We start from the raw sequence: 20,019 nt of genomic DNA, 5'->3' as shown, positions 1-20,019 counted from the left end.
AGGCGCGAGTCCCGATGTGCGTCACTAGCGTGCACGCAACGCGAAAAAAACCGGGAAACGCCGGGACTGGCGAGCCGGCCTTGCCGCCGGAAACGTCCCCGAAGTATTTAAGCGTTCGCCGTCCGCCGATGAGAACCTACCAGCTTCTACGCCGGATTCACAACCGACGCACGCCCATCGACCCTTTCTTTCCATGCACGAAGCGCGTTGCAATCGGCCGGCACGTCGATCCTGGCGAAGTGCGCAAACAGCAGCCCAGCCCAGACGGTGATATCAGCCATCGAAAACGCATCGCCCGCTACATAAGGCTGGCCTTCGAGCACGCTATCGAAATATCGCATCCCCGCGACGGCCTTTTCGCCCTGGATCTTTCCCCACTCGGCGCGAGCCGTCCACTGCGGATGCTTGTATTCGCGCAGCGCATCGCCCAATCCCGCCGTCGCATGATGAAAATAAATGCCTACAGGATCGATGAGCTCCGACTCGGCGCGCTTTTGCATCATGTGGATCACACCTTTGTCGCGCGCGGTCTTGCCCGTGAGGATCGGGTCGCCGTCCAGATTGTCGAGATACTCGGTAATCGCCGTACATTCAGCGATGCGGGTTCCATCGTCGAGTTCGAGCACGGGCACGGTGCCTGTCGGATTGATCTTCAAAAACGCGGCTTGCTTGTGTTCCGCCGCAGGCAGGTCGACCTTGACGAACTCGACCTGCGAAGCGAGCTGCTTCTCGGCCAGCACGATGCGAATGCGCAATGGGTTCGGGAACCCGGGGATGTCATAGATTTTCATATCTGGTCCTTGATCGAAGTGAACTTACCAACCGCTAAGTAAGTGCGATCGAATCGTAGAGATGGTTGAGCTGTTGTGTCAAGACTTACTTATCGATAAGTAAGCTTACGAACCAGTTGGTAAGTCATCTGCTATGATTGCGCGCATGAATACTCCCGACACGAAAAGCCGCATCCTCGCGGTGGCGCGCTACATGGTGCAGGCCCACGGATACAACGCGCTCAGCATTCGCGAGGTCGCGAACGAAGTCGGCATCAAGGGCCCAGCCGTTCACCATCACTATCCGACCAAGGGCGACCTCGGCGCGGCGCTCGCACGGCAATACAGCGACGATGCCGTCGTATTTCTGGAGGGATTGCTCGAGCAGCACAGGAGCGAGCGCGCGACCTTCGACCACTACATCAAGGTGTTTCGAGCAGCCCTCGAAAACGACAACCGCATGTGCTTGAGCGGCATCATGGCTGCCGAGCATCACGATCTTCCCGCGGAGGTCAAAGTCGAGGTACAGCGATTCATGGATATCAACGTCGAATGGCTGACTCGCCTGCTTTCGCTCGATGCTGAGCGAAAGGACAAGAAAGCAAACAAGGCTCGTGCGATGGCGATCTTCGCGGCCCTGGAAGGGGCGCAGCTCATTGCGCGCGGCCGGTCCGACATTCGGGTTTTCGATGAGACGCTGCGCGCGTATCGAACGCACGGACTGATTCCCTGAGGCTCAAGGAATGCCGGCTATCGGCGATGAAACTGGCCACTCACGAATGCGTCTCCGTGAGTGACGCGCAGGCATTCCAGACGCAATCGCTGTCGATATAAATCAGAGGAAAACAGCACGCCAGCCATATGTCGTTCAAGAATAAGCTTTGAAGCATCGCTTGGTTGCGAGTTGACGGAGAAGCGGTAACGTAGAAAGTCGTTCACCGGCAACCCTGCCCTAATCTTTGCGATCCGCGATGTTGACTACCGCCGAAAAAGCCGCCGACTGGCTGCTCTCCGGGCTCGAACTGCGCAGCACGCTGTTTCATGTCGGCCAGTATTGCGGTGACTATCGTGCATCGACGGCCGGCCATCAGCGCGCCAGGTTCTGCAGGCAATTCGCTGAAGTCAGCGGACAACCGCCTGCCCAGTTTCTGGCCATGCTGCGGATGAAGGTCGCGGCCGAAATGCTTCGGCAGGGTGCGAGCGCGCTCGATGCTGCGGAACAGGTGGGATATCAATCCGACTCGGCTTTTGCGCAGACCTTCAGACGTGTCACCGGCCTGCATCCCGGTGCGTGCCGAAAAGAACGAAGCGCTTCGGCTGCCCACATCGCGACATCCATCGAGAATCGCACGTCGGCGCACTGATTACCTCACCGTGAGACGAATTAGCAGAAAGTTGAGACAGGCGCGCATTGCTGGTTGCCACACGAGCGCCAACAATGAGGCTTTACCAGAGAGGTAGCCCATGAGCCGTCTGCAACTGCACACCGTCGAAAGCGCGCCCGAAGCGAGCCGCCCCTATCTTCAGAAATCGCTCGATAACAACGGCTTTCTGCCGAATCTGGTCGCCTCGCTCGCGAACGCACCTGTCGCGCTCGAAACCTATATGAAGGTCGGAGAAATCAACGGGCGCAGCGGTCTTACGCTCGCAGAGCGCGAAGTCGTGCAGATTACGGCGGCGGGCATACACGGCTGTGGTTTCTGCGTTGCAGGACACACTGCCGTTGCACTGAAGAAGGCGCAATTGCCCCAGGCTTTGGTCGAGGATGTGCGGAGCCAGCAACCGCTTTCCGACTCGCGACTCGATGCTGTCGCCGTGTTCACGCGCGCTGTCATCGCGACTCGTGGCGCAGTCTCCGACGGCGAACTGTCGGCGTTCCGCGCCGCGGGCTTTACTGACGCCAATGCACTCGAGGTCATACTCGGCGTCAGCCTCGCAACGCTCTGCAACTTCGCGAACAATCTCTCGCATAACGAGTTGAATCCGCAACTCGCGGCCTATCGCTGGGAACCGAAGGCGACAGTCGCATGAGTTCTATCGATTCCATCGAAATCCATAGCGACGCGCTGCAAGGCGAACTGGCGCGATGGCACGACGCCGGCGTCGACGCGCTGGATATCGAACCTTGAATCGCCGCTCTCTGCGTGCATCGGCTGCACGAAGTCGAAGCGGAGCTGGCGGCTGCCGACGACGCGACCGCAGCGTCGGCGGACGATCGTGTCGAGACGCGCGCAGGCGACGCATCGGCTGCGTCACTTCGCGACGCATAACGTGGCGAGGCATGGCGCCATCCGGCGCCATGCCTCGCACTAGCGAACGTCAGGCCCGTCGCGTGGCTAGACGGCGAACCACCGAGATCATCGCGTCGACCTCGTCGCATGTGTTGTAGAACGCAAGCGATGGACGCACAGTGGCCTCCAACCCGAAGCGGCGCAAGATCGGCTGTGCGCAGTGATGCCCGGCGCGCACGGCGATCCCCTCCTGGCTGAGCGCCTGCCCGACCTCTTCCGTCGTATAGCCCTTCAGCACGAACGACAGCACGCTAGCCTTGTCGTGCGCAGTACCGATGAGCCGCACACCCGGCACCGGCGCAAGCACGCTCGTCGCGTAGCCGAGCAGATCGTGCTCATAACGCGCGATATTCTCGATGCCGATGCGCGTCACGTACTCGAGCGCGGCCGCAAGGCCCACGGCATCCGCGATATTGCCCGTGCCCGCCTCGAAGCGCGACGGCGGCGGCTGGAACACCGTTCGTTCGAACGTCACATCCGAGATCATGTTGCCGCCGCCCTGCCACGGCGGCATGTCCTCGAGCAGCGCCCGCTTGCCGTAGACGACACCGATGCCCGTCGGTCCAAAGATCTTGTGACCCGAGAACACGAAAAAATCCGCATCGAGCGCCTGCACGTCGACACGCATGTGCGACACCGACTGTGCGCCGTCGACAAGCGCCTTCGCACCGACCCGATGCGCCATGTCGACGATCTCCGCGACGGGCACCACGGTGCCGAGCGCATTCGACACCTGAGTGACCGATACGATTTTCGTGCGATCGTTGAGCAGTTTGCGGTATTCGTCGAGCAGCACCTGGCCCGAATCGTCGACGGGTATCACGCGCAGTTTCGCGCCCTTTTGCGACGCAAGCTGCTGCCACGGGACGATGTTCGCGTGATGCTCCAGATGCGACACGACGATCTCGTCGCCCGCGCCAACGTTCTGCTCGCCCCACGACTTTGCGATCAGGTTGATCGCCTCCGTCGTGCCACGCACGAACACGATCTCATCCGGCGATGAAGCACCGATGAAGCGCTGCACGGTTTCACGCGCATGTTCGTAGGCATCCGTGGCGCGACCCGCAAGCGTGTGCGCGGCGCGATGGATGTTCGAGTTCTCGTGCTGGTAGAAGTACGAAAGCCGGTCGATCACCGACTGCGGCTTTTGCGTCGTCGCCGCGTTGTCGAACCAGATCAGCTGCTTGCCGTTGACCCGCTCCTGCAGGATCGGGAAGTCGCGGCGAATCGCGTTGACGTCGAACGGCGGGTGGCCGGCCGGCACAGCGGCTCCGCTCGCGCGCGGGTCAGTCCCGGCATGCGCGCCTTCGGCAAAGTACGGCGCGCCGCCGCGCGGTACGCCATAGGGATCGGCGGCAGGCGCGAAGCGATGAATCGACAGCAGCTCGCGCAGATCCTGCTCGCCCGGCAAGCCGAACGACGCGGGCGCGGCCGTGCCATTTCCCGGCATAGTGAAGTCTTCGCCGGAACGCGACCAGCCACGTCCTGGCGTATCCATGAAATAGAACGGCGACGCGGACGCTGCATCCGTAGCCGCATGTGAAGACGATGCGGCCGACCGTGTCGCGCTTCCCGCCGAAACCGGTCCGCCGCCCTGCACGGGCGGCACCCCGAGCGCCGCGCCACCCGCACGCGGTTCGAGCGCCGGCGCAATCGTCACGACGTTATCGGGAAGTCCATTCTGCGCGGCGGCATGAGGCGCAAGCGCGGGCGCGCGATTGCCGAGCGACAGGATATGCGTCGGCGCACCCGGCAGCAGGTTGGCGCCCAACACCTTGCCTTGCGGCAGCGAAAGCCCCGGCACGCCCGTCCCGGTGCCGCCCGGTCCGGCAAGCGGCGAGCCGGGCGGAGCGGGATTGCTGATCGACGACAGGATCGGTGCGGCAGCCGGCAACGCCGAAGGCACACCACCGACCGCGCCGCTGCCTGCCGAAATGTCCGGCGTGGCAACGCCGCCCGGCAATGCGCTGAAGAACTCCGTCGCGAGCCGCGCAAGCTGTGCCGGATCGGGCAGTCCTGCCGGCAATACGGGCGCCGGCACCTGCACGTCGGGCAACGGGCTTGCGCCCAGCGGACTACCGGTAGGTGTCTGCATAGTCATGGTATTTGCCGATCTCTACGTCGTCGAGCACTGCGAGCGCGTCGGGGGAATGCACCGCGAGCGAGCAATAAAGCGAGATCAGATACGACGCGATCGCCTGGTTGTTGATGCCCATGAAGCGCACCGACAACCCCGGCCCCTGCTCTCCCGCGACGCCAGGCTGATAGAGACCCACCACGCCCTGACGTTTGTCGCCGACACGCAACAGCAGAACCTTGGTCTTGCCGTCGGCAACGGGCACCTTGTCCGACGGAATCAGCGGAATGCCGCGCCACGTGATGAACTGCGAGCCGAACAGGCTGACTGTCGGCGGCGGCACACCACGGCGGGTGCATTCACGCCCAAACGCAGCGATGGCCAACGGATGCGTCAGGAAAAAGGCAGGTTCCTTCCACACCTTCGTCAGCAGTTCGTCGAAATCGTCCGGCGTCGGAGCACCTGTCAGCGGAAACACGCGCTGCTCTTCATCGACGTTCGCCAGCAGGCCGTAGTCGGGATTGTTGATGAGCTGACTTTCCTGGATCTCCTTGATCGTTTCGATCGTCAGACGCAACTGTTCCTTGATCTGGTCGTGCGGGCTGCTATAGAGATCGGAGATTCGAGTGTGGACATCGAGCACCGTGCTGACGGCATTCAGGAAATACTCGCGCGGCTGTTCTTCGTACGGCACGTATGTCGTGGGGAGCGTGCTTTCGTCTTCCCGCGCCGTGCACAGCGCCTGAACCGCTTCCGGGTCTTTGACGCGGTTGAGCCGGTAGATGCCCGCCTCGACAGGGACCCACTGAAGCAAATGGGTCAGCCAGCGCGGCGTGATGATCGAAAGCTGAGGGACGGTTTTGGTGGCATTGGCTAGTTGCCGTGCTGCGTTATCGCCGAGCGCGGTCTGGCCGCTCGCTAACGTCGACATACGATGGCTCCAGGTCGTTAGAAGAAAAACGGGAATGCTTATGACGGCACGGAATTATCGGGAGCCCGAAAAAGCGGCTCAACATGCTATAGCCATCATTGCGCTGCATCCCGCCTGCTGCGATCGCCCGCGCGCGTTGCTCTGTTGCGTTTAGTTCGCCCGGCGCGAGCGTCGATTGATCAGACGGGAAGCTGAGTCGGCGTCGCGCCCCGCTCCTGCTGCGGCGGCTCGCCTCGCGGTGACGCGCACAAAAGTGTTGCGATGGGTACGTTGAAAGCGCGTGCGAGCTTGTCTGCCGTGACGATCGATGCAATCGCACTGCCACGCTCGATCTCGCCGACGTATGAACGGTTCAGCCCCGCGTACTCGGCAAGCTGCTCCTGCGACCACGCATGCGCTTCACGCAGGGCGCGCACGGTCGCGCCAAAGTCGTGAACGAGCCCCGTCATCCGAGTGCTCCCGCCGATACGCCGTTGGCGACAGACGCAGGCCGTCCCGTCTCACTGCGCAGCACCGCCTGCGTGACATGCGAGCCCGCCGCGACGTCGTGCGTGATCCAGACGTTGCCGCCGATCGTCGCACCGCGCCCGATCGTCACCCTGCCGAGAATCGTCGCGCCCGCATAGATGACGACGTCGTCCTCGACGATGGGATGCCGCGCGAGCCCCTTCTCGAGATGACCATTCTCGTTGAGCGGAAAGCGCTTCGCGCCAAGCGTCACCGCCTGATAGACCCGCACGCGCTCGCCGATGACGGAGGTCTCGCCGATCACGACGCCCGTGCCGTGATCGATGAAAAAGCCCGAGCCGATCCGCGCGCCCGGATGAATGTCGATACCCGTTTGCGCGTGCGCCAGCTCGGCAACGATCCGCGCGAGCAGCGGCAAGCCGAGACCGTACAGTTCGTGCGCGAGACGGTGATGAATCATCGCGAGGATGCCGGGATAGCACAGCAGCACTTCGTCCACGCTGCCTGCCGCCGGATCGCCGTGATAGGCCGCGATCACGTCGCTGTCGAGCAGCGAGCGAATCTCGGGCAAGCGCTCCGCGAACGCACGGACAGCGGCAAGCGCGCGTGTCTCGATGGCTTCGCCATCCGCCCTCTCGCGCCGCGCGGCGTAATGCAATTCGAGGCGCGCCTGAGCGAGAAGACCGTGCAATGCCGCGTCCAGCGCGTGAGCGACGTAAAAGTTTTCGCTTTCCTGACGCAGATCGGGTGGCCCGAGGCGCATTGGAAAAAGCGCGCCTTTCAGTGCGTCGATCGCTGCCGCGAGCGCGTCGCGCGAAGGCAGATCGCGCCCGCCGGGTTCCAGCGCGCGCCGCTGTCCGTCGCGCCATTGTTGCCGGACCGCCTGCAGCGATCCGGCGATGCTGTCGATATCGAATGCGCCCACTGCCATGCTCCTTATGCTTCGAAAACCGACAAGCGGCGAGTCACGCTGCGCGTCACGCGCAGCGCTCACGCATTCCCCAAAGAGCCGGACAGAACGCGCTAGTCCTGCACCCAAGGCAGGCCGACAAAGCGCCAGCCATTCAGTGTGCCGCGATGCTGTCCGTCGTTGAGGTCCCCTTCGAATCCTTCCAGTACGTTGAACACCTGCGTGAAGCCCGCCTTGGACGCAGCTTCGGCAGCCAGCGCCGAGCGATTGCCGCTACGGCACAGCAGCAGAACCACGGCATCCTTGCCCGTCTTCGACTCGAGTTCCCTTACGAAACGCGGATTACGCGTAAGGCTCGTACCTGTTGCCCACGGTACATGTATCGCGCCCGGCACGTAGCCGACGAACTTGCGCTCCTCGGCCGTCCGAACGTCGACCAGCACGGCGTCGCCGCTGGAAAAACGCGTCCACGCATCCTGTGGCGAAACGCCGCCCGGATACGTCAAACCTGCCGATGCCGCCTTCTCGCGTGCCGTCGCAAGCACTGCGTTGGTCGGTCGTTCTTCGAGTACTGCTGCCATGTCGCCTCCTTGCTGATGGAAAGTGCCGCAACAGCGCGGCAAACCGTCTATAGCCATCAAGGGAGATGATGTTGCAACTGGGACCCGAAACAGAACCAATCAAATTTCATTTCTAAAGACGGGGGCGTGGATTGGCATCGTCCGCATTTCGCTGATGAATCGGTTGAACCTTGGGGTTAAGCCTTGCTTGCCCGCACGTCGAACGCACCGCCCGTGAGCACCTGATCGCGCAAGGTCACCGGCTTCTTGCCGGGCAATAGCGGAAACACCAGTTCCGCAAAACGGATCGATTCTTCGAGATGCGGATAGCCCGACAGCACAAAACTATCGGCGCCCGCATCGACATATTCCTGCAGCCGCGCGGCCACGGTCTGCGCGTCGCCCACCAGCGCAGTGCCTGCGCCGCCGCGCACGAGACCGACGCCCGCCCAAAGGTTCGGGCTGATCTCCAGCTGGTCGCGGCGTCCGCCGTGCAACTCGGCCATGCGGCGCTGACCCACCGAGTCCATCCGTGCGTAGTTTTCCTGGGCGCGGCGGATGTCTTCGTCGTCGAGCTTGCTGATCAGGCGGTCCGCTTCCGCCCACGCTTCTTCATTCGTTTCGCGCACGATCACATGCAGCCGCACGCCCAGACGCAGCTTGCGGCCATGCGCGGCCGCGCGACGCTGCACATCGGCGAACTTTTCGGCCACCGCGGCGGGCGGCTCGCCCCAGGTCAGATACGCATCGACGTGTTTTGCCGCGAGTTCGTGCGCGGCCGGCGACGAACCGCCGAAATACAGCGGCGGATGCGGTTGCTGCACAGGCGGATGAAAATTGCGCGCCCCCTCGACGTGCACGTACTTGCCCTTGAAGTCCACCGTGTCGCCGGCCAGCAGATCGCGCCAGACGCCGAGAAACTCGTCGGCGGCGGCGTAGCGTTCGTCGTGGGTGTAGAACACGCCATCGGCAGCGAGTTCGGTTGCATCGCCGCCCGGCACGACGTTGAGCAGCAGACGCCCGTGCAAGGCCTGGTCGAGCGTCGCCGCCTGGCGTGCGGCCGCCGTCGGGCCGCTGGTCGACGTACGCAGCGCGACCAGCAGCTTGATGCGCTGCGTGACAGGAATCAGGCTTGCGGCCGTGACCCAGGGGTCCTGGCAACTGCTGCCCGTGGGAATCAACAGGCCGTCATAGCCCAGATCTTCCGCCGTGACGGCAATCTGGCGCATGTATTCGTTGGTCGGCGGCCGGCCGAAATCGGATTTGCCGAGATAACGGGTATCGCCCGAGGTCGGCAGAAACCAGAAGATGTCCAGACTCATGAATGCTCCTTCGGCAGGCACGCGTAACCGCTAGATCGTGCGTATGGTCACACCCCGCGCGATGCAGGCAGAGACGGCCCGCGTCGGTCACGTAGCGCGCATCGCCAGGGTAATCGCATATTGGATCAGTACAGGCGAGCCAGGCCTACTATCGAATCTGGAATTGCTTATGAGGAGACGTGCTTTTGGGAAGGGCGCGGCGAAGAATGGGTCACGCTTGCCCATCTTCGCGGCGCCGTCACAAGGAAAACGACGATTGCACCGCACACAGTGCGTGCGGCTTACGGTTACAGGCTGCAAGCCCCCGCGCCATGCTTTTCGACATAGCGTTGATCTTCTTCCGACGCCAGTTCGAAGTGCTGCAACGTGACGATCTCGGTCACCACCGGTGCGGCGAAGCGTGCCGATTCATTGAGCGCGCGCTTTGCGGCATTCGCTTCTTCCGCCTGCTCGTCCGAGTTCACGAAAATCACCGAGCGATATTTCGCGCCGCTATGCGGCCCTTGACGATCGACGGAAGTCGGATCATGCAAGTCCCAGAACTGCTCGATCACTTCCGACAACGCGACGATCGACGGATCGAAATCGACTTGAACGACTTCCACTTTCGGAGCGTCCGGCTGCGTACCTGTTGCGAAACCCACGCGCGTATCGACTACACCGGGCATCGCCCGAAAGCCCGCTTCGGCACCCCAGAAACATCCCGCGCCAAGCGTCACCTGATTATGCTCACTCATCTACACACTCCTTTATTTCGCGTTGCCGGGTTTTGCATCGCCCGCGAGCCATGCATCGACTGTCGAACGATGCGCCGCGACCCACGCTTTGGCGGCCGCATCGGCCGGTTCATGGTTCTTCTGGATCTTCAGAATCAGCTCATTGAGCGCCACAGGATCGAACGAGACATTCGAAAGAAACGCAGCGATCTTCGGCGAGCGCGTCTGCAACGAACGCGCAGCCAGCACATAGACTTTCGCATCCGGATAGGCACACGTGATGTGACTCTTGTTCAGCCAGTCCGAATCCGTCGTCGGATTGATGAACTTCCAGCAACCGTCTGCCTTGTATTGCGGATCGCCCTTCTTGTCGTCCTGCGCATAGCCGTCGAATGCCGGTTCGTCGAGACGGCGCAGATCGAATGCGGAGAAAATCCAGTCCGGTGTGTACGCATAGAAAACGATACCGCGATTCTGCCGGTACGCGGCTTCGAGCCGCGCGTAGGTCGCGGCGGCTTCCGTCGAGACGGAGTCGAAGCTGTTCGCGAAGCCGTAGTCCTTCGCCTTGACCTCGCCGATATAGGTCGAGCCCCAGCCGGCCGGTCCGACCAGCAACTGCGCCTTGCCGCCGCCAACGGGAACGAAGAGCTTCGCAATCTCCGGCTTGCGCAGGTCGTAGACCGACTTCACGCCGTACTTGTCCTGAATGTAGCCCGGAATATAGAAGCCCTGCACGCCGACGTACGGATGCACGTTCGGCACGAGCGAGCGCGTACCGCCCGATACATACTTCGCCCACGGGGCCGACTCGTTCGGCAGCCAGACGTCCGGCACGACGTCGACCGCGCCGTCGTTCTTCGCCGCAGCGGCAAGCAGAACGGGTAGATCGCCTGCCAGGTAGGACACGTCGCCGCCAAGGCGCGTGGAGATGACTTCGCCGAGAACATGCTCGATGGCAACCGCGCCTGGCCAGTTGAGTTCGCCGATGACGACCTTGTCCTTGGCCGTCGCCGACAAAGCGGGAAAGAGAAGACCCAGCGCTACCGCGATGCCCGCAAACCGGGCTGTACGTTTCTTCAACATGCTTTCTATCTGATGGAAGTGGATCGATTCCGGCGCTTGAGCGCCGACTGGAGGATGCGATCGGGAATGACGGCACACAGTACGATGGCGATGCCGGCGAGCACGCCGTCACCGCTTCGCACATTGCGCAGTGCCGTCATCACGTCATAGCCGAGGCCATCTGCGCCGATCAACGCAGCGACCACCACCATCGACAGGCTCATGACGATGGTCTGATTGATGCCCAGCAGCAGCGACTCGCGCGCCAGGGGAAGCTCGACTTTGGTGAGCGTTTGCCACCACGTCGCGCCATGCGCTTCAGCGGCTTCCACTGCTGCTTTCGGCACCTCATGAATGCCGAGCACCGTCAGCCGGATCACAGGCGCGAGCGCGAAGACAACGGTTGCGATGACAGCGGGCGTTTTGCCGACCGAGAAGAATGCGACGGCGGGAATCAGATAGACGAACGACGGAAGCGTCTGCATCACGTCGAGCAGCGGCGCCACGACTCTTCGCAACTTCGGATGTTTCGCTAGAACGATGCCCGCCGGCACGCCAATCATCAGCGTGACGAACACCGAGGAGCCCACCAGCGCGACCGTTGCAATCGTGCGAGCCCAGAAGCCGAAGAGGCCGAGATAAGCGAGCGCCGCAGCGCTGGTGAGCGCCAGCGCCACGCCTGCCGCGCGCCACGCGGCGAACACCACCAGCGTAGCGGGGACGATCCACGGCAGCCAGCCGAGCGCAAACTGAATGCCGTCGACCACGGTGCGCACCAGCACGACGATGCAGGCGAAGATCGCTTCGAACGACACCTGGGCCCATGCGATCGCCTGTTCGATCGCGTCCGATACGGCTGTTGCAAGCGTGACACTCGAAGGAAAGTTGGCGAGAACGCCAAGATTCGCACCGAGCGCGTGAGCGACGACGAGTGCTTCCGCGATCAGCAGCACCAGCAGCGGCGGCCACGCGCTGCGTTGTTGCACGGGGCCGGCGCGCATCGCATGCCGCGCGGCCACCGCCCGGTTTGCCGCCCACAGCAACGCAGCAACGAAAGCGAACGGGAATGCGCCCTCACGCCACTCGACGCCCAGCCATCCTGCCGAAAACACTTCGACGATCATGCTGGTCCAAAAGGCGCCCGCATAACCTTGCACGGCAAGCGCAGCGGGCCCCAGCAAAGCCGAGGTGATGGCGGACAGCCCGACGCTTCGCGGGTGGACCGGCGCAGCGGCAGCATCGTCTTGAATCGCGGCCTTGTTTGGCGCATCGGTCGGAACCGAGATCGGGGCTGAACCCGCACCCGCATGCTCGATGAAAAAATCGGCGACACCGGCGTCGGCGGGATGAGCGAGCAGTTCTTCCGGCGTGCCGACCTGAATCAGACGTCCGTCGCGCAGCACCGCGATACGGTCAGCGAGGCGCAACGCTTCGCCGGGATCATGCGTGACGAGCAGCGTCGTGATGCCCCGCTCGCGCGCGATGCGCAAGAAGCTCGCTTGCAGATCCCGGCGAATAGTCGGATCGAGCGCGCTGAACGGTTCGTCCATCAACAGAATGTCGGGATCGTTCGCGAGCGCACGGGCGAATCCCACCCGCTGCTGCATCCCGCCCGACAACTCGGATGGATAGTGGTCGCCCCACTCAAGAAGCCCCACGGTCGCCAGCAAGCGATCAGCCGCGGACCGTCGCGCTTCGACATGTTCTCCGCGCAATTCGAGCGGCAAAGCGACGTTGTCACGCACCGTGCGATGCGGCAGCAAACCGAAGTGCTGAAACACCATGCCGATGCATCGGGCGCGCAGCGCACGCAACTCACTCGCGGACAGCGCCCCGACGTCGATGCCGTCGATCAGTACCTGACCGCTGTCAGGTTCGACGAGGCGGTTGACATGCCGCAGCAGTGTCGACTTGCCGCTGCCGGACGTGCCCATCAGGCAAAGCACTTCTCCACGCTGAAGCGTCAGATTGACGCCGCGCACGGCGAACACGGGTTCACCGCCCCGCGCGCTGCGATAGGCCTTGCTGACGTCGCGCAATTCGAGCACGGCCTCGGCGGCGCGGGCAGGTGCCTCTATCCCGGGGACAGGGACCGAAAAATCGGCTGCCTCCTCCAGGCTGGAACCGGCCGGCTCTAATACGTCAACTTGCATTGCACTACTCTTTTGGAAAGGACAGTCAATCGATCACGTCGCACGCGCAACGATCGCTGTGTCGTGAGCTGATGGGTGGTTGCGTCGTCAGCGCTGTTCGCGGCTGCGCTTACGCAGAATTTCTTGTGGATGAGGGATCGCTCATCGGCGCGCCAACGTACGCCAATGGCGGCGCGACTGCGCATGCCATGGTTCTCGAAGCCCGATCATGGCAAGCAGTGCGCCGTATTCAACCTTGCGAATGTATCTGGCGTGTTTCTGAAAGTAGCGCTTTTGTATCTCTATGTAGCAACGTGTCGGCGCGCTATCGCTTGTATTGATTCACGATAACGATAGCTCTGAACGTTATTTGCGCCGCCGCAAGCGACGCTCTACGATCTCGCGTTATCCATTGACGGCAACCGCACTGTCCGTCGCAACACGTCCCAGTTCGCTGGGCGAATGCGTGAGACTGAAGCGTTCGTTGGACGCCGCGCCGTTCAGATGAAAGTTGCCCACGGCCGCTTCGCGCTGGATCGCGGGATTGTGCGAAGCGAGCACACGCGCATTGCGCCAGTGACGATCGAGCCGCCGTGTCTCACTCGTCGCTGAGGCTCCGCCCACTTCGAATACGAGCGTGGCCGCCTCCAGCACCTGTTCGATCACGATCTGCTGCGCCTGATAGGCTTCGATATCGAGTGCGATATACGTATCTGTATTCGCGCGACCCGCGAGTCTCGCCTGATACGCATTTTCGAGCGAACGTGCCACCGATGCAGTAATGCTCTCAGCCGAATACGCGAGACTGGCCAGCCGCCCCACCACACGATGCACGAGCGGGTTGTCGCGCGGGCTCGAACGACCGGGCACGCCGAACGTGCGGGTGTGCGCCTGCGCGAAGGCAATACCGTCGCGCAGCACCGCGCGCGCGATGCCCGTCAGCGTCGCGAGATGGACGGTCTGATAGAAGGCCGTGAGCGAGGTATTGCGGCGCGGCTCCGAGGCCTTGTAGCGCACCAGTAGCTGATCGTCGCTCACATGGACAGAGTCGAAGCGCGTCGTTCCGCTCGCAGTCAAACGCTGTCCGAAGCCGTCCCAATCGTCGATGCGCGCGACACCGGGCGCATCGGCGCGCACCACCACGCGCACGTCGTCGGCGCCGTCGTGCGCGGCGACGTCGATCCAGTCCGCGTAGAGCGTGCCCGTGCTGTAGTACTTCTCGCCATTCAACCACCAGCCGTTGCCGCTTTTGTCGGCCACCAGCGTGACGCTATTGTGCGTGCTCGCGGTGCGCTCGGATATCGCGGCACCCACGGACTCACCCGCCGCGATCTTCGGGAGCCAACGCTCGCGCAGCGCTTCGTCATCGCTTTCGAGCCGGCTTTCGATAAACCCCGAATTCAGCCGCAAGATCTGCGGCAGATTCGAATCGGCCTCACCCAGGCGCGTCAAAAGACGAAAGAACTGCGGCAACGTCGCGCCGCTACCGCCATAGCGCTTTGGCACTCGTAACGCGGTGAACCCTGCTTCCTTCAGCCATTGCACTGCATCGTAGGCGAGTTCCCGATTCTGCTCGCGCTCGATGCTGCCAGCTGCAATCCGCTCGAAAATGGGCGCGAAGCGCGCGTCAAGCTCCGCGTCGTCTGCACCGCTGACGGCATCGTGCTGGGCGGTGGGAATCGTACTCATCGACAGTCTCCGGACAGGTTCACAGCATTCCAGATTAAGCGTCGCACACGCGCCGTTGCAACCAACAAAAGCCGATAACGATATCTGTCGATGCGCGTACCGCGTGCTTACGCACGCTACGTGCATTGCAAATCTCGCGCGGCCCGTTAAGTTTGTGCAAATCGATTATTGGAGCGCGCATACAGCGCTTTTTATACTCGGCTCTCAGTCAGCACTCTTCGCGTGAGAGTGCCAATGAGAAAACCAGTCGTCATCCGTCAAGAAGGAAGAACAGATGAGTTTGCGTCCGTTACATGATCGCGTGATCGTGAAGCGTCTCGATCAGGAAACCCGTACGGCGTCGGGCATCGTGATTCCCGATAGCGCTGCTGAAAAACCGGATCAGGGCGAAATCCTCGCAGTCGGTCCAGGCCGTCGCAGTGACGACGGCAAGCGTATCGAGCCTGACCTGAAAGTCGGCGAACGCGTGCTGTTCGGCAAATATGCGGGGCAGCCGGTGAAGGTCAACGGCACCGAACTGCTCGTGCTGCGCGAAGAAGATATCGTCGCAGTCGTTCAATCCTGAGGAGAGTCCCATCATGGCAGCCAAAGAAATCGCTTTCAGCGATAACGCGCGGTCCAAACTGGTTGAAGGCGTCAACCTGCTCGCCAATGCGGTGAAGGTGACGCTCGGCCCGAAAGGCCGCAATGTCGTGCTCGAACGTAGTTTCGGCAGCCCCATCGTCACGAAGGACGGCGTGTCCGTGGCGAAAGAAATCGAGCTCGCGGACAGATTGCAGAACATCGGCGCGCAGCTCGTGAAGGAAGTCGCATCGAAAACGAGCGACGCCGCCGGCGACGGCACGACGACGGCCACCGTGCTCGCTCAGGCCATCGTCCGCGAAGGGCAGAAATATGTGGCGGCAGGGCTCAATCCGCTCGACCTGAAGCGCGGCATCGACAAGGCCGTGATCGCCGCCGTCGAAGAACTGAAGAAGATCAGCAAGCCGACGACGACCAGCAAAGAGATTGCCCAGGTCGCAACCATCTCGGCCAACGGTGAAGAGTCGATCGGGCAACGCATCGCGGAAGCGATCGACCGCGTCGGCAAGGAAGGCGTCATCACGGTCGAAGACGGCAAGTCGCTCGCCGACGAACTCGATGTCGTGGAAGGCCTGCAATTCGATCGTGGCTATCTGTCGCCCTACTTCATCAACAATCAGGACCGGCAACTCGCCGTGCTCGAAGAGCCGTTCGTGCTGCTGCACGACAAGAAGATCTCGAACATCCGCGATCTGCTGCCCGTGCTCGAGCAGGTCGCGAAGTCGGGGCGGCCGCTGCTGATCATCGCGGAAGACGTCGAAGGCGAAGCGCTCGCGACGCTGGTCGTGAACAACATTCGCGGCATTCTGAAGACTGTGGCTGTCAAGGCGCCGGGCTTCGGCGACCGCCGCAAGGCGCTGCTCGAAGACATCGCGATTCTGACGGGCGGTCAGGTCATCGCCGAGGAAACGGGTTTGACGCTCGAAAAAGCGACGCTGGCCGAACTCGGCCACGCCAAGCGCATCGAGGTCGGCAAGGAGAACACCACGGTCATCGACGGAGCCGGCGAGAAGACGAATATCGAGGCGCGTGTGAAGCAGATTCGCGCGCAGATCGCAGAGGCGACGTCCGACTACGACCGCGAGAAGCTGCAGGAGCGCGTCGCGAAGCTCGCCGGCGGTGTGGCTGTCATCAAGGTAGGCGGCGCGACCGAAATCGAAGTGAAGGAGAAGAAGGACCGCGTCGACGATGCGCTGCACGCCACGCGCGCGGCAGTCGAGGAAGGCATTGTGCCGGGCGGCGGCGTGGCGCTGATTCGCGTCAAGCAGGCGATCGCCGAGCTGAAAGGCGTGAACGCCGATCAGAACGCCGGCATCAACATCGTGCGGCGCGCACTCGAAGAACCGCTGCGCCAGATCGTTGCGAATGCGGGCGAGGAAGCGAGCGTGATCGTCGCCAAGGTCGCGGAAGGTTCGGGCAATTACGGGTACAACGCGGCAACGGGTGAATACGCTGATCTCGTCGAAACCGGCGTCGTGGATCCGACGAAGGTCACGCGCACCGCTCTGCAAAATGCGGCATCTGTGGCAAGTCTGCTGTTGACCACGGATGCCACCGTGCATGAAGCGCCCAAGGATGCAGCGGCCGCGGCTTCACCGGTGGGTCCGGGCGCGGGTGGTCCGGGCTTCGACTTCTAGCATGCTTGATTGAACTCACCGATGCTGTAGAAAAGCTCAGTGCAAAAACGCCGCACGTATCGACAAGATACGCGCGGCGTTTGCATTTGATAAAGTGCGCAAGCCTTTCTGTTACGCGCTGCGTCAGTCTTCGCCCCGCCATGCCGTCAGACGCCGCTCGGCAACAACCACGCCTTGATTGAACGCGAGTCCCAGCACCGCGAGCGTGACGATACCCGCATACATTTTCGGGATTTCGAACGTGAACTGCGAGTAGTTCACGAGATAGCCAAGCCCCGCCTTTGCGCCCACCATTTCTGCCGCAATCAGCACCAGAATCGAATAGGCGCCCGCCACGCGGATACCCGTAAACACGGCGGGTACAGACGCAGGCAGCACGACTTTCAGAAACAGTTGCACGGGTTTGAGCCCCATCGACCGCGCGGAGCGGATCAGCAGCGGATCGACGTTGCGTACGCCTGTGACGGTATTGAGGAGCACGGGCCAGATGCACGAATAAATGACCATCGAGACCTTCGACGTCTCGCCCATCCCAAGCACGAGCACGAACACGGGCAGCAGTGCGAGCGGCGCGGTGTTGCGAAAGAGTTCCAGCAATGGGTTCAGCACATCGGCAAGCGTGCGATACCAGCCGATAAACAGTCCCAGCGGCACGCCGACTGCAACTGCAATCGCGAACCCCGTCGTCGCCCGCGCCGCGCTGGCAAGCAGATGTACGCCCAGTTCGCCCGAAACGACCATATCGAACAACGCGCGCAAGACCGTCGAGAACGGCGGCAAGAACGTCGCGTCGACCCATCCGGCGCGCGGCAACACTTCCCAAAGCGCAATGAACGCGACGATGGCGATACTGCCACGCAACGCGCGAGGCGCCGCCGCCGAAGCATACTCGCCGATTGCATGCCACGCGCCGCGCTTCGACTCGACAGACAAAGTACTCATGGTTCCCCCCTATCGAGACTGTTATCAGGCCGCGTGGGCCACCTGCAGATGCGACCCGCTGCGGCGTTGCCGGATCAACTGCCAGATCTCGTGACGCAGACGCACGAACTCTGGCGTCGCGCGCACGTCTTCGGAAAGGTCTTCGCGCGGCACGTGCACAGGCAGCGTATGCGTGATACGTCCCGGCGCCGCCGCCATGACGAGCACGCGCTGACCGAGATAGATGGCTTCGTCGATCGAGTGGGTGATGAACACCACCGTCGTGCCCGTGCGTTTCCAGATCCGCAGCAACTCGTCCTGCAGCGTTTCGCGCGTTTGCGCATCGAGCGCGGCAAACGGCTCGTCCATTAGCAGCACGTCCGGCTCGTACGACAGTGCGCGGGCAATCGAAACGCGCTGCTTCATGCCACCCGACAACTGATGCGGGTAATGGTCGGCGAAAGCACTCAATCCCACGAGGTCCAGAAAACGCTGCGCAGTCGCCCTGCGCTCGCGTTTGCCGATGCCCTTCGCTTCCAGGCCGAACTCGACATTGCCGAGTGCCGTCTTCCACGGAAAGAGCGCGTACTGCTGAAACACGATGCCGCGATCGAGTCCGGGCCCGTCGATTTCCCGACCGCCGACGAGTATCTGTCCGCGATCGGGCAGCGTCAGGCCGCCGATCAGATCGAGCAAGGTCGTCTTGCCGCATCCGCTCGGTCCGACCAGCGCGACGAACTCGCCCGGCGCGACATCGAAGGACACGTCTTCCAGCACCACGAAGTGGCCACGCCGGTTCAGATGAAAACCCTTGCCGACGTTGCGCACGCTGATTGACGCACTCATCCTGATTGCCTCGCGTTGACTGGCCGATAGCTCATTTGCTCGCCACCGACTGGTTGAACGGATTGAACTGGTTCGAATAGACTGCATCCGGCTTCACCTGCCCTGCTTTCAGCACGCCGTTGTTGACGTACCAGTCGATGTACGTCGTAAAGTCCTCCGCCGCGATCAGACCGCCCTTGCCGCCCACGCCCGCCGACTTCCAGTAGTTGACGATCGAGGTGTCCTCGTTGCGATGCCGCGCCTCGACGATCTTCTTGAGTCTCGCGACGACCTCGGCGCGCGGCGTATTGCGTGCCCACTCGATCGCCCGAGCCGTGCCGTCGACGAACTTGCGCACGGTGTTCGGGTTCTGCGCGATGAACTTGTCCGTGAACAGGTAGCTCGCGTAGCCGAACGAGCCGAGCAACTGGTAGTCCGTGGTGAGCAGTCTTGCGCCGCCATCCGCGAGCAGTTTGTCCTTGATGATGTCTTCGAGGAACACGGCATCGAGTTGTTTCTGTTTGAGCAACTGCGCAAGATTCACAGGCGGCGCGGCGACGAACACGACTTTCTCGATTTCCTCTTTCGACAAGCCCGACTTCTGCAGGTAGGCCGTCACCAGATACTGCGCGTACGCGCCCGGCGTATTGACGCCGATCTTGCGTCCGATCAGGTCACGCGCCCCTTTGACAGGACTGTCCTGCAACACGAAAAGACCGCCGTTGGTCTCCTTGTCGGTGCCGACGTAAGAGATCACCGCTTTCACTGGCGCGTGCGCGGCAACGAGCTTGACGATCGAACCATTGAAGGCCCCGCCGAAATCGACATCGCCCGTGACGGCCGCCTGAATGTCCTGCGGGCCGCTGATCGTGTTGCCGACCCAGTTGAGCTTGATCGGCGCCAGATAACCGAGATCCTCGGCAAGCTCCGGATACAGCACCTTGCTGGCCCAGCCCTGATACCGCAACTCGAGTTTCTCGGGCGTCTGCGCACGCGCAGGGATGGACGCTGCGGCTGCGATCAGGCTCGCGCCGAGGAGCGCCGCGACGCGGCGTCCAATGTGAAAGACACGACGCTTCATTGAGTAAGTTCCGTAGTGAACAGTACGAAAAGATCGGTGCGCGGC

General features: G+C 62.4%; 19 protein-coding genes. 5 read left to right on the top strand and 14 right to left on the bottom strand.

From position 1 onward, the window contains the following. Positions 1-146: 146 nt before the first annotated feature. On the bottom strand, positions 147-791 hold the full coding sequence (locus tag SB822_RS15920) for a glutathione S-transferase family protein (protein ID WP_410855159.1): 645 nt from the start codon (positions 789-791) through the stop codon (positions 147-149). Between the two features lie 133 nt (positions 792-924). On the opposite strand from SB822_RS15920, the gene SB822_RS15915 reads away from it, so the two are divergent. From SB822_RS15915 to SB822_RS15905, 3 genes are all read left to right on the top strand, one after another. Next, a complete protein-coding gene (locus SB822_RS15915; RefSeq protein ID WP_007580031.1) occupies positions 925-1,503 on the top strand; it encodes a TetR/AcrR family transcriptional regulator in 579 nt (192 codons plus the stop codon). A 238-nt stretch (positions 1,504-1,741) separates the two neighbouring features. Then, positions 1,742-2,134: a helix-turn-helix domain-containing protein gene (locus SB822_RS15910; protein WP_410855158.1), complete on the top strand. Its 393-nt coding sequence runs from the start codon at positions 1,742-1,744 to the stop codon at positions 2,132-2,134. A gap of 100 nt (positions 2,135-2,234) precedes the next feature. Beyond that, positions 2,235-2,801, top strand: coding sequence for a carboxymuconolactone decarboxylase family protein (locus SB822_RS15905; protein ID WP_079502909.1), 567 nt, complete (start codon positions 2,235-2,237; stop codon positions 2,799-2,801). A 288-nt stretch (positions 2,802-3,089) separates the two neighbouring features. Here SB822_RS15905 and SB822_RS15900 read toward each other — a convergent pair whose 3' ends face one another. The 10 genes from SB822_RS15900 to SB822_RS15855 form a co-directional block, all read right to left on the bottom strand. Further along, positions 3,090-5,162 carry a family 2A encapsulin nanocompartment cargo protein cysteine desulfurase gene (locus SB822_RS15900; RefSeq protein ID WP_410855157.1) on the bottom strand — a complete coding sequence of 691 codons (2,073 nt, stop codon included), beginning with the start codon at positions 5,160-5,162 and terminating at the stop codon, positions 3,090-3,092. Beyond that, positions 5,137-6,069 (bottom strand): family 2A encapsulin nanocompartment shell protein, encoded by a 933-nt coding sequence (locus SB822_RS15895; RefSeq protein ID WP_007580014.1) that lies wholly within the window; start codon positions 6,067-6,069, stop codon positions 5,137-5,139. The genes SB822_RS15900 and SB822_RS15895 overlap by 26 nt, the downstream gene beginning before the upstream one ends. 179 nt (positions 6,070-6,248) lie before the next feature. Continuing rightward, positions 6,249-6,518, bottom strand: a complete 270-nt coding sequence (locus SB822_RS15890) for a helix-turn-helix domain-containing protein (RefSeq protein ID WP_086916078.1) — start codon at positions 6,516-6,518, stop codon at positions 6,249-6,251. Then, positions 6,515-7,462 carry a serine O-acetyltransferase EpsC gene (gene epsC, locus SB822_RS15885; RefSeq protein ID WP_410855156.1) on the bottom strand — a complete coding sequence of 316 codons (948 nt, stop codon included), beginning with the start codon at positions 7,460-7,462 and terminating at the stop codon, positions 6,515-6,517. The genes SB822_RS15890 and epsC overlap by 4 nt, the downstream gene beginning before the upstream one ends. A gap of 98 nt (positions 7,463-7,560) precedes the next feature. Beyond that, complete coding sequence (locus tag SB822_RS15880; RefSeq protein WP_410855155.1) at positions 7,561-8,028, bottom strand: rhodanese-like domain-containing protein; 468 nt, start codon at positions 8,026-8,028, stop codon at positions 7,561-7,563. 176 nt (positions 8,029-8,204) lie between these two features. Continuing rightward, complete coding sequence (gene ssuD / locus SB822_RS15875) at positions 8,205-9,329, bottom strand: FMNH2-dependent alkanesulfonate monooxygenase (RefSeq protein ID WP_410855154.1); 1,125 nt, start codon at positions 9,327-9,329, stop codon at positions 8,205-8,207. Positions 9,330-9,616: 287 nt separating this feature from the next. Further along, positions 9,617-10,066 (bottom strand): peptide-methionine (S)-S-oxide reductase MsrA, encoded by a 450-nt coding sequence (msrA, locus tag SB822_RS15870; RefSeq protein ID WP_410855153.1) that lies wholly within the window; start codon positions 10,064-10,066, stop codon positions 9,617-9,619. A 12-nt stretch (positions 10,067-10,078) separates the two neighbouring features. Continuing rightward, positions 10,079-11,128, bottom strand: coding sequence for a glycine betaine ABC transporter substrate-binding protein (locus SB822_RS15865; RefSeq protein WP_007580002.1), 1,050 nt, complete (start codon positions 11,126-11,128; stop codon positions 10,079-10,081). A 5-nt stretch (positions 11,129-11,133) separates the two neighbouring features. Next, complete coding sequence (locus SB822_RS15860; RefSeq protein WP_410855152.1) at positions 11,134-13,260, bottom strand: ATP-binding cassette domain-containing protein; 2,127 nt, start codon at positions 13,258-13,260, stop codon at positions 11,134-11,136. Between the two features lie 384 nt (positions 13,261-13,644). Beyond that, positions 13,645-14,928, bottom strand: coding sequence for an acyl-CoA dehydrogenase family protein (locus SB822_RS15855; protein ID WP_410855151.1), 1,284 nt, complete (start codon positions 14,926-14,928; stop codon positions 13,645-13,647). 274 nt (positions 14,929-15,202) lie between these two features. Between SB822_RS15855 and SB822_RS15850 the strand changes: the two genes are divergently transcribed. Then, a complete protein-coding gene (locus tag SB822_RS15850) occupies positions 15,203-15,493 on the top strand; it encodes a co-chaperone GroES (protein ID WP_007579996.1) in 291 nt (96 codons plus the stop codon). 13 nt (positions 15,494-15,506) lie between these two features. Further along, positions 15,507-17,147, top strand: a complete 1,641-nt coding sequence (groL, locus tag SB822_RS15845; RefSeq protein WP_079493093.1) for a chaperonin GroEL — start codon at positions 15,507-15,509, stop codon at positions 17,145-17,147. A gap of 123 nt (positions 17,148-17,270) precedes the next feature. Here groL and SB822_RS15840 read toward each other — a convergent pair whose 3' ends face one another. From SB822_RS15840 to SB822_RS15830, 3 genes are read right to left on the bottom strand one after another with little or no spacing between them, the layout of a single operon-like run. Further along, a complete protein-coding gene (locus SB822_RS15840; protein WP_410855150.1) occupies positions 17,271-18,089 on the bottom strand; it encodes an ABC transporter permease in 819 nt (272 codons plus the stop codon). 24 nt (positions 18,090-18,113) lie between these two features. After that, on the bottom strand, positions 18,114-18,914 hold the full coding sequence (locus SB822_RS15835; protein WP_410855149.1) for an ABC transporter ATP-binding protein: 801 nt from the start codon (positions 18,912-18,914) through the stop codon (positions 18,114-18,116). 31 nt (positions 18,915-18,945) lie between these two features. Continuing rightward, on the bottom strand, positions 18,946-19,974 hold the full coding sequence (locus SB822_RS15830) for an ABC transporter substrate-binding protein (protein ID WP_007579987.1): 1,029 nt from the start codon (positions 19,972-19,974) through the stop codon (positions 18,946-18,948). Positions 19,975-20,019: the final 45 nt, after the last annotated feature.

Origin of the sequence: Paraburkholderia sp. SIMBA_054 (assembly GCF_046534875.1) — a bacterium.
GTDB lineage: Bacteria > Pseudomonadota > Gammaproteobacteria > Burkholderiales > Burkholderiaceae > Paraburkholderia > Paraburkholderia hospita.
This window is presented reverse-complemented; position numbering and strand designations above follow the sequence as displayed.

Excerpts from the sequence above, each read along its gene's own strand:
- SB822_RS15920 (WP_410855159.1), bottom strand. The coding sequence starts at position 791 with ATGAAAATCTATGACATCCCCGGGTTCCCGAACCCATTGCGCATTCGC.
- SB822_RS15915 (WP_007580031.1), top strand. The coding sequence starts at position 925 with ATGATTGCGCGCATGAATACTCCCGACACGAAAAGCCGCATCCTCGCG.
- SB822_RS15910 (WP_410855158.1), top strand. The coding sequence starts at position 1,742 with ATGTTGACTACCGCCGAAAAAGCCGCCGACTGGCTGCTCTCCGGGCTC.
- SB822_RS15905 (WP_079502909.1), top strand. The coding sequence starts at position 2,235 with ATGAGCCGTCTGCAACTGCACACCGTCGAAAGCGCGCCCGAAGCGAGC.
- SB822_RS15900 (WP_410855157.1), bottom strand. The coding sequence starts at position 5,162 with ATGACTATGCAGACACCTACCGGTAGTCCGCTGGGCGCAAGCCCGTTG.
- SB822_RS15895 (WP_007580014.1), bottom strand. The coding sequence starts at position 6,069 with ATGTCGACGTTAGCGAGCGGCCAGACCGCGCTCGGCGATAACGCAGCA.
- SB822_RS15890 (WP_086916078.1), bottom strand. The coding sequence starts at position 6,518 with ATGACGGGGCTCGTTCACGACTTTGGCGCGACCGTGCGCGCCCTGCGT.
- SB822_RS15880 (WP_410855155.1), bottom strand. The coding sequence starts at position 8,028 with ATGGCAGCAGTACTCGAAGAACGACCGACCAACGCAGTGCTTGCGACG.
- ssuD (WP_410855154.1), bottom strand. The coding sequence starts at position 9,329 with ATGAGTCTGGACATCTTCTGGTTTCTGCCGACCTCGGGCGATACCCGT.
- msrA (WP_410855153.1), bottom strand. The coding sequence starts at position 10,066 with ATGAGTGAGCATAATCAGGTGACGCTTGGCGCGGGATGTTTCTGGGGT.
- SB822_RS15865 (WP_007580002.1), bottom strand. The coding sequence starts at position 11,128 with ATGTTGAAGAAACGTACAGCCCGGTTTGCGGGCATCGCGGTAGCGCTG.
- SB822_RS15860 (WP_410855152.1), bottom strand. The coding sequence starts at position 13,260 with ATGCAAGTTGACGTATTAGAGCCGGCCGGTTCCAGCCTGGAGGAGGCA.
- SB822_RS15855 (WP_410855151.1), bottom strand. The coding sequence starts at position 14,928 with ATGAGTACGATTCCCACCGCCCAGCACGATGCCGTCAGCGGTGCAGAC.
- SB822_RS15850 (WP_007579996.1), top strand. The coding sequence starts at position 15,203 with ATGAGTTTGCGTCCGTTACATGATCGCGTGATCGTGAAGCGTCTCGAT.
- groL (WP_079493093.1), top strand. The coding sequence starts at position 15,507 with ATGGCAGCCAAAGAAATCGCTTTCAGCGATAACGCGCGGTCCAAACTG.
- SB822_RS15840 (WP_410855150.1), bottom strand. The coding sequence starts at position 18,089 with ATGAGTACTTTGTCTGTCGAGTCGAAGCGCGGCGCGTGGCATGCAATC.
- SB822_RS15835 (WP_410855149.1), bottom strand. The coding sequence starts at position 18,914 with ATGAGTGCGTCAATCAGCGTGCGCAACGTCGGCAAGGGTTTTCATCTG.
- SB822_RS15830 (WP_007579987.1), bottom strand. The coding sequence starts at position 19,974 with ATGAAGCGTCGTGTCTTTCACATTGGACGCCGCGTCGCGGCGCTCCTC.